Below are 7,583 nucleotides of genomic sequence, written 5' to 3' on the forward strand. Positions count from 1 at the left end.
CATTGCGCAGGAATCGCCCGCCTCCGGGGCGGGGCTCAGGCCAGCCGCTGCACCTGCACCGCGCAGTCGTAGAAGCTGGGCGCGCGGCCCAGGTCGGTCAGGCGCTGGTGGGTGAGCTCGTTGACATTGGTGCCGTTGTCGCCGTGCTTGCGCCACCAGATGCCCAGGCCGTTGACCACGCCACGGCGCGCGCGGCCGTTGAGGGTGGCGTGGCATTCGTAGCTGCCCCGGTCGTTGAAGACGCGCACCCGGTCGCCCTCGGCCACGCCGCGCGGGGCGGCGTCGTCGGGGTGCAGCTCCACCAGCGGTCGGCCTTCCATGGTGCGCAGGCTCTTGACGTTGACGAAGCTGCTGTTGAGAAAGTTGCGTGCCGGCGGCGAGATCATGGCCAGCGGGTAGCGCGCATCCGTTTCGGCGGTTTCGTAGTTGGGCAGGTAGTCGGGCAGCGGGTCCATGCCGCGCCGCGCCAGCTCGGCGCTGGTGAATTCGCAGCGGCCCGAGGGCGTGGCGAAGCCGCCCTCGGCAAAGGGGGCCTCGGGCAGGGCCAGGGTGGCAAAGCCCTTGTCCAGCAGCTCGTTGAAGTCCACGCCGCGCCCCTCGAAGGCTTCGCGGCACAGTTGCTCGTCTCCCGTCTGGAAATGGGCGGCGGCAAAGGCGTCGTCATGCCGCGCCATGTGCGCGGCCAGGTCGCGGAAGATCTGGCCGTTGCTGCGCGCCTGGCCCAGCGGCGCGATGGCGGGGCGGTTGAGCAGCACGTCGGTATGGCCGTAGCTGCCGTGGATGTCCCAGTGCTCGATCTGCGTGGTGGCCGGCAGCACGTAGTCGGCCAGGTCGGCCGTGTCGGTCATGAACTGCTCCAGCACGACGGTGAACAGGTTCTCGCGCGCAAAGCCGGCCACGACCTTGGCCGACTCGGGCGCCACGGCCACGGGATTGCTGTTGTAGACCACGATGGCATCCACGCGCGGCCCGAAGCCATTGCCGCCTTCGTGCAGCAAGGCGTCGCCGATGGTGCTCATGTTGATGGTGCGCGGGCGGCGCTCGCCCAGCAGGTGCGGCATCTGCAGTCGGGCGCGCTGCGCGGGCAGGGCGCCCGAGGCGGACAGCAGCAGTCCGCCCGCACGGTGGCGCCAGGCGCCCACCAGGGCCGGCAGGCAGGCGATGGCGCGCACGGCATTGCCGCCGCCGCGCGCGCGTTGCACGCCATAGTTCAGGCGGATGGCGGCGGGCGTGGTGGTGCCGTAGTCGCGCGCCAGCTGGCGGATCTGCTCCACGGGCAGGCCGCAGACCTGGGCCGCGCGCTCGGGCGGCCACTGCAGGGCGCGGGCCTTGAGTTCCTCCCAGCCCAGCGTGTGGCGCGCAATGTAGTCATGGTCCAGCCAGCCGTGCGTGATCAGCTCGTGCATCAGGGCCAGTGCCAGGGCGGCATCGGTGCCGGGCAGCAGCTGCAGGTGCTCGTGGCATTTGTCGGCGGTCTCGGTCTTGCGCGGGTCTATGCACACCAGGCGTGCGCCGTTGCGCTTGGCCTCCAGCGCATAGCGCCAGAAATGCAGGCTGCTGCCGATGCTGTTGCTGCCCCAGATGAGGATGAGCCGGCTTTCGGTGAAATGCTCCACGCGCATGCCCAGCTTGCCGCCATAGGTCAGGTTCAGGGCCTCGCCCCCGGCGCTGGAGCAGATGGTGCGGTCCAGCAGCGAGGCGCCGAGCTGGTGGAAGAAGCGCCGGTCCATGCTCTCGCCCTGCACCAGGCCCATGGTGCCTGCGTAGCTGTAGGGCAGGATGGTTTCGGGGTCGCGCGCCGCCAGCGCGTGCAGCCGGGCGGCGATGTCGGCCAGCGCCTCGTCCCAGCCCACGGGCTCGAACTGCCCGGAACCCTTGGGGCCCACGCGGCGCAGCGGGGTGAGCACGCGCTCGGGGTGGTAGCTGCGCTCGGTGTATTTGCTGACCTTGGCGCAGAGCACGCCGCCCGTGTGCGGATGGGCGGGGTTGCCCTGGACTCTCTTGGCGATGCCGTCTTCGACCGTGGTCACCAGCGAGCAGGTATCGGGGCAGTCATGGGGGCAGGCGCCCAGCACCTGTGAGGTGGCCTGGAGTGGGGACGAGGCGGAGGACATGGTGGCAGCGGTCTCGGACAGGGTGGGTACTTTGCGAAAAAACCGTGAAAGCCGGGAAAACGGGAAAAGGCCGTCACGGGCAAGGGGCGGTGCCGGTCTTGCATGCCGCACTCGCCGCTTGTCTTTATTATGCGGACCCTTGCAGCCGGCTGCACGCAGCAACGGCGCCGATTCCAGTGACAAAAACAGGCAAGTTCATGCTCCGACCCAAGACGGCGTTCAGCCGCAGACAGTTCATCGCAGCCAGCACGGCTGCTGCCGCCACCTGGACCGGCGCAGTGCGCGCCCAGGACGCGGGAGGCACCATCGTGCTGGGCCAGTCCTGCCCGATGACGGGCCCCGCGGCACAGATCGGCCAGCCCTTCCATGAAGGCGCCAAGCTGTACTTCGAACAGCTCAACGCGCAGGGGGGCATTGCCCGGCGCAACATCGAATTGCGCGTGATGGACGACGGCTACGAGCCCGAGCGCTGCGCGGCCAATACCCAGCGCTTCCTGTCCGACGACGTGTTCGCCCTCTTCGGCTACGTGGGCACCTCCACCAGCATGGCCGCGCTGCCGCTGCTGCAAAAGGCGCGCGTGCCCCTGTTCGCGCCGCTGACGGGCGCCGACGCGCTGCGCCAGCCCCAGCTGGCCCAACTGGTCTTCAACGTGCGCGCCTCCTATGCCGACGAGACGGCGCTGATGGTGCGGCACCTCACCGGGCTGGGCCTGAAGAAGGTGGCCGTGCTGCACCAGAACGATGCCTATGGCGAATCGGGCCTGGCCGGCGTCAAGGCGGCGCTGGCCGCCAAGGGGCTGGAGCCCGTGGGCGCGGCCACGGTGGAGCGCAACTCGAACAATGTGGCCGCCGCCGTCAAGACGCTGGTGCCGCTGGGCGCCGATGTGATCGTGCAGATCGTCACCTACTCGGCCAGCGCGGCCTTTGTGCGCGCGGCGCGCCAGGCGGGCTTTGGCGGGCAGTTCTACAACGTCTCCTTCGTCGGCTCCCAGGCACTGGCGCAGACGCTGGGCAAGGATGCCGAAGGGGTGGTCGTCACCCAGGTCGTGCCCTCGCCCTTCCAGACCTCGCGCCAGATCACGCGCGATTTCCTGGCGACCATCCAGAAGGGCGGCGGCAAGCTGACGCCCAACTACTCCAGCATGGAAGGCTATCTGGCGGCACGCGTGTTCGCCGATGCGCTGCGCCAGGCCTCGGCCTCGGGCAAGCCCACGCGCGACGGACTGGTCGCGGCGCTCGATGCCATGCACGGCCAGCAGGTGGCCGGCTTTCCGCTGGCCTTCAAGCCGCAATCGGCCAAGCCGCGCTTCGTGGAGTTGTCCATGCTGACCGGCGACGGCAAGGTCCGGGTGTAGGCTTTCCCTTCGGGTTGGCTCTGCGCGCAGGCGCTCGCGGCATTGCAGCGCTTGCCAAGGCTTCAGCCTTGGCGGCACACTGCGCCTTGCGATCACCAGCGCGCAGAGCCAACGCGGGTACTTAAAAGTGCATAACACGCTCTAGAAGGAGAACCCCATGGCCTTGCTGCAGGAACTGCTGGACCGCGCACCCGAGATCACCGCGCTGCGCCGCGACATACATGCCCATCCCGAACTGTGCTTCGAGGAGATCCGCACCGCCGACCTCGTGGCCCGGCAATTGGAGGGATGGGGCATTGCCGTGCACCGCGGCCTGGGCCGCACGGGCGTGGTGGGCGCCATCCACGGCCGTGACGGCGGCGCCAGCGGCCGCGCCGTCGGCCTGCGCGCCGACATGGACGCCCTGCCCATGCAGGAGTTCAACACCTTCGAACACGCCAGCCGCCATGCCGGAAAAATGCATGCCTGCGGACATGACGGCCATGTCGCCATGCTGCTGGCCGCCGCGCAGTACCTGGCCGCGCACCGCGACAGCTTCGAGGGCACGGTGCACCTGATCTTCCAGCCGGCCGAAGAGGGCGGCGGCGGCGCGCGCGAGATGGTCGAGGACGGCCTGTTCACGCAGTTCCCCATGCAGGCCGTGTTCGGCATGCACAACTGGCCGGGCATGAAGGCCGGCACCATGGCCGTGGGCCCGGGCCCGGCCATGGCGTCGAGCAACGAGTTCCGCATCGTCGTGCGCGGCAAGGGTGGGCACGCGGCCATGCCGCACATGGTGATCGACCCGCTGCCCGTGGCGGCCCAACTGATCCTGGGCCTGCAGACCATCGTCAGCCGCAACGTCAAGCCCATCGAGGCGGGCGTGGTCTCGGTCACCATGGTCCACGCGGGCGAGGCCACGAACGTGGTGCCCGACAGCGTGGAGCTGCAGGGCACGGTGCGCACCTTCACGCTGGAGGTGCTGGACCTGATCGAGCGGCGCATGAAGACCCTGGCCGAGAGCATCTGCGCCGCGCATGACACGCGCTGCGAGTTCGAGTTCGTGCGCAACTACCCGCCCACCATCAACTCCGCGCCCGAGGCCGAGTTCGCGCGCCGCGTCATGGCCGAGGTCGTGGGCGAGGCCAATGTACTGCCCCAGGAGCCCTCGATGGGCGCCGAGGACTTTGCCTTCATGCTGCTGGAAAAGCCCGGCGCCTACTGCTTCATCGCCAATGGCGACGGCGACCACCGCGCCATCGGCCACGGCGGCGGTCCCTGCACGCTGCACAACCCCAGCTACGACTTCAACGACCAGTTGATCCCGCAGGGCGCCACGTTCTGGGTGAAGCTGGCCCAGCGCTGGCTGAGCGAGCCCACGCGCTGAGGTCCTTGCAGGGTCCGGCCGACACCGGCATGTCACACACCGCACCTAGCATGCGGTCCCTGTGACCTCCATCGAATCCTCCGCCGCGCAGGGCGTGGCCGTCCAAGCCCGGCAGCTCAAGCGCATCCACGGCGAGCGCGCCGTGCTCCAGGACATCAGTCTGCAGATTGCCCCCGGCGAGGTGCTGGCCCTGCTGGGGCCTTCGGGCTGCGGCAAGACCACCCTGCTCAAGATCCTGGCCGGGCTGGAGCAGCCCAGCCGCGGCGAAGTCTGGATGGGCGGGCAGTGCGTGGCCAGCGCCTCGCAGTCCCTGCCGCCCGAGCGGCGCGACCTGGGCCTGGTGCTCCAGGACCATGCGCTCTGGCCCCACATGAGCCTGCAGGCCAACGTGGCCTTCGCGCTGGAAATGCGCGGCCTGCCTCGCGCGCAGATCCACGAGCGGGTGCAGCAGACCCTGGGCCTGGTCGGGCTGCAGGGCATGGGCGAGCGCCTTCCCGGCAGCCTGTCGGGTGGACAGCAGCAGCGTGCGGCGCTGGCCTGCGCCGTGGTGGAGCGCCCGCGCCTGGTGCTGCTTGACGAACCCCTGTCCGGCCTCGACGACAACCTGCGCGAGCGCCTGTGCGAGGAAATTCCCCGGCTGCTGCGCAGCCTGGGTTGTACGGCCGTCTATGCGACCCAGGACCGCCAGCAGGCCTTCGCCGTCGCCGACCGCGTGGTCGTGATGGAGCACGGCCGCATCCTGCAACCGGGCAGCGCCCGGGACCAGGCGCCGACCCCCGTGCCTTGCGAGGCCGACCGATGGCCCATGGCCGGGCACCTGTGCAGCGCGGCGTAGGAACGGCATGGGAGCGACATAGGGGCGGCATAGGGGCGGCATAGGGGCGGCGTGGCCGGTCTCGGTGCGGTTGACGGAGAAAAAAGCACGGTCGTTCTAAATTCCTGCTTTTTTGGCTACACTGTGCCGCTACACGAACCGCCCACCAGGAGACCCGCCATGTCCGATCTGAATGCCGCCTTCGAGGCCGCCGTCAAGAACTCCACCTCGATCAGCGAGCGCCCCGACAACGCCACGCTGCTCAAGCTCTACGCGCTGTACAAGCAGGCCACCGAAGGCGACAACGAGGCCAAGAAGCCCAGCTTTACCGACATGGTCGGCCGCGCCAAGTGGGACGCCTGGGAAAAGCTCAAGGACACCTCGGCCGACGACGCCAAGCAGCAGTACATCGACCTGATCGAGTCGCTGCGCTGATCAACACCACCACCGATCGCAGACACAGACAAGGCCCCGGACTCCGGGGCCTTGTCGTTTCCGGCCACGGCCCCGGCCGGGTTCAGTACTTGTTGGAAAAGTTCGCACTGATGCGCTGGCGCAGATATTCCGCGCCCGTGATGGGCGGGTACTTCTTTTGCGGCCCTTCGATCACCGCGTCCTCGTTGGCCTGGCAGAAGAAGGCCAGGCTGTAGCGCGCGCCCTGGTATTCATGGGGCAGGGGATTGCGCACGCGGTGGAAGTTGCTGGGCAGCTGGTCGTCGCTCCAGCGCGTGAGCATGTCGCCGATGTTGCAGGTGATCACGCCTTCCACCGGGTCCACGGGCGTCCATTGCTGGCCTTCCATCTCCTTGCCCGGCAGCACCTGCAGGCCGCCCTGGCCTGCGCGCTGGAACAGCAGGGTCAGGCAGTCGAAGTCGGTGTGGGCGCCTGCGCGCCACAGGCCCAGCTCGTCCTTGAGCGCGGGATCGACCGCGAAGTAGTGCAGCATGCGCAGCGTGCTCTGGTAGGCGGGCACCGAAGGGTCGTGGGCGCGCGTGAAGAAGTCCGCATCAAAGCCCAGCTTGTGCGCAAAGCACGACAGCAGCTGCATGCCCACCTGCCAGCACTGGCGCTCGAAGCCCAGCGTGGCCTGCTGAAAGCCCGGCAGCTCCTGCTCCGTGGGCCACAGGCCGGCCATGCGCGGTCGCGTCATCTGGTAGGACTCCTTCTGGTCGGGCGTGCGCGTGGAAGGCCGGATCTGCGCCTTGTGCTCCCAGCCCGCATTGCGCGACAGCGGCCACTGCGCCTTCACCTCGCGCGGCAGGGCGAACAACTGCTCGGCACGCCCGAAGGCCGCATCGATATCGGGCTGGGGAATGCCGTGGCCCGACACCTGGAAGAAGCCGATCTCCACCGAGGCCTGCCAGATCGCATCGGCGATCTCGGCCTTGCGGCGGTCAAAGTCGGAGATATCGATCACCCGCACCTCCCGTGCGCGCGTCTCCTGCCCCTGGCCGCCCATGCGGGCCTCCTTGGCGAGTTCACCCAAGGCGTAATCTGAAGCCGGTGCCGAAGGCAGGGTGGGGTTGGCAAGCATGTTCATGGTCTGTTTCCTTTGCCGCAAAGGCAGTGGCAAGGCACGCAGCGGCCGGCGCAAAAAGACACCGATCCCGCCCGTCGCTCTTGAAGTGGCTGACAGGGCACAGGTCGCAGCCACGCCGCTCCCGCACCCGCTTCAAGAGCAATGACCCGCGCCGGCACAGACCGGCAAGCTGAACGCTTCTACTCTTGCCAACCACCCAAGCAAACAGCGCGCCAGCCCGCGCAGGCCGGTTCGTCGCTGCGCGCGTTCCATCGTGGTGCAGCTGTCAGGCGAAATCGTGTTGTTGCCCCACATCTAGCTGGCGGTGCACCAAGGTGATGCATGCCCGCAGCGCTTGAAACTGGCGCGGCCCCACTCAGAGACACCAAGGAAGGGCCGCCCCGCACCGAGGGTG

At 68.7% G+C, this 7,583-nt stretch carries 6 protein-coding genes; 4 read left to right on the forward strand and 2 right to left on the reverse strand.

The genetic code is table 11. The features are described from left to right. Positions 1–35 precede the first annotated feature (35 nt). Positions 36–2,114: a molybdopterin-dependent oxidoreductase gene (locus tag KDK82_RS19305; protein ID WP_088165935.1), complete on the reverse strand. Its 2,079-nt coding sequence runs from the start codon at positions 2,112–2,114 to the stop codon at positions 36–38. A 197-nt stretch (positions 2,115–2,311) separates the two neighbouring features. On the opposite strand from KDK82_RS19305, the gene KDK82_RS19310 reads away from it, so the two are divergent. The 4 genes from KDK82_RS19310 (at position 2,312) to KDK82_RS19325 (ending at position 6,084) form a co-directional block, all read left to right on the forward strand. Then, positions 2,312–3,469: an ABC transporter substrate-binding protein gene (locus KDK82_RS19310; RefSeq protein ID WP_088165936.1), complete on the forward strand. Its 1,158-nt coding sequence runs from the start codon at positions 2,312–2,314 to the stop codon at positions 3,467–3,469. A 157-nt stretch (positions 3,470–3,626) separates the two neighbouring features. After that, complete coding sequence (locus KDK82_RS19315) at positions 3,627–4,835, forward strand: M20 aminoacylase family protein (protein WP_088165937.1); 1,209 nt, start codon at positions 3,627–3,629, stop codon at positions 4,833–4,835. Positions 4,836–4,896: 61 nt separating this feature from the next. After that, positions 4,897–5,670, forward strand: a complete 774-nt coding sequence (locus tag KDK82_RS19320; RefSeq protein ID WP_088165938.1) for an ABC transporter ATP-binding protein — start codon at positions 4,897–4,899, stop codon at positions 5,668–5,670. A gap of 159 nt (positions 5,671–5,829) precedes the next feature. Next, positions 5,830–6,084: an acyl-CoA-binding protein gene (locus tag KDK82_RS19325; protein WP_012203065.1), complete on the forward strand. Its 255-nt coding sequence runs from the start codon at positions 5,830–5,832 to the stop codon at positions 6,082–6,084. Between the two features lie 82 nt (positions 6,085–6,166). Here KDK82_RS19325 and KDK82_RS19330 read toward each other — a convergent pair whose 3' ends face one another. Next, positions 6,167–7,189, reverse strand: a complete 1,023-nt coding sequence (locus KDK82_RS19330; RefSeq protein WP_043825809.1) for an isopenicillin N synthase family oxygenase — start codon at positions 7,187–7,189, stop codon at positions 6,167–6,169. Between the last annotated feature and the right edge of the window lie 394 nt (positions 7,190–7,583).

Origin of the sequence: Delftia sp. K82 (genome assembly GCF_002193035.1) — a bacterium.
GTDB lineage: Bacteria > Pseudomonadota > Gammaproteobacteria > Burkholderiales > Burkholderiaceae_C > Comamonas > Comamonas acidovorans.

Coding starts and splice junctions, on each gene's coding strand:
- KDK82_RS19305 (WP_088165935.1), bottom strand. CDS start 2,114: ATGTCCTCCGCCTCGTCCCCACTCCAGGCCACCTCACAGGTGCTGGGC.
- KDK82_RS19310 (WP_088165936.1), top strand. CDS start 2,312: ATGCTCCGACCCAAGACGGCGTTCAGCCGCAGACAGTTCATCGCAGCC.
- KDK82_RS19315 (WP_088165937.1), top strand. CDS start 3,627: ATGGCCTTGCTGCAGGAACTGCTGGACCGCGCACCCGAGATCACCGCG.
- KDK82_RS19325 (WP_012203065.1), top strand. CDS start 5,830: ATGTCCGATCTGAATGCCGCCTTCGAGGCCGCCGTCAAGAACTCCACC.
- KDK82_RS19330 (WP_043825809.1), bottom strand. CDS start 7,189: ATGAACATGCTTGCCAACCCCACCCTGCCTTCGGCACCGGCTTCAGAT.